Source organism: Streptomyces torulosus, assembly GCF_001419765.1.
In the GTDB taxonomy this organism is placed as follows: Bacteria; Actinomycetota; Actinomycetes; order Streptomycetales; family Streptomycetaceae; genus Streptomyces; species Streptomyces torulosus.
In genome coordinates this window covers 1-617 of record NZ_LIRK01000935.1, presented here as the reverse complement: position 1 = coordinate 617, position 617 = coordinate 1, and the positions used below count along the sequence as shown (strand labels likewise).

General features: G+C 73.1%; 1 protein-coding gene. It reads right to left on the bottom strand.

The window, feature by feature from the left end; translation table 11 throughout:
• Positions 1-71: 71 nt before the first annotated feature.
• On the bottom strand, positions 72-617 hold a 546-nt coding region (locus AOK23_RS42735), incomplete at its 5' end, for a hypothetical protein (protein ID WP_240496843.1).

Here is a 617-nt window from a genome sequence, read left to right as displayed (position 1 = left end):
CGGCCCCCTGGCTGCTGCGGGCCTTCCTGGAGCATGAGAAGGACGGGTGGGGCTGAGCGGCCCGGTGCGGTTCAGCCCCGTACGCAGGTCGTGCCCGTCGGGCACAGCGACGTCACCGCGTTGGTGACCGGCTCACGGAGGTCGGTGAGGGAGGTCGACTCGGGGGCGCTGAAGCGGACGCCGTAGGGCTTGCCGTCGGGGGCCAGGAAGCGGTGGTCGATGACCCGGCGGGGCCCGGCACCGCTCTCGCCGTCGAAGCGGTAGACGACCTCGGAGTAGACGTCCTCCTCGGAGCGGTCGAGGACGCGGTAGCCGGGGAGGCGGGCGAAGCCGTAGTTCGCGTTCTCCGCGTCGTCCATGGAGGCGGCGGGGCTCTCCTCCATGACCTCGAACAACTGGAGGACCCGGGTGCCGTCCGGGGACTCGTACGTCACGACCGCAGGCTTGCCCTCGGGCTGCTTCGCCGTGCGGGTCCAGCCGGAGGGGACGTCGACGGTGAAGCCTGCGGGGTCCTCGGAGCGCATATAGCCGGGCGCGGCGTCGGCCGAGGTCCCGCCGGACGCCCCGGACGTGCCCCTGCCACCGCCTCCGTCACCACTCCCGTCCCCGCTTCCGCC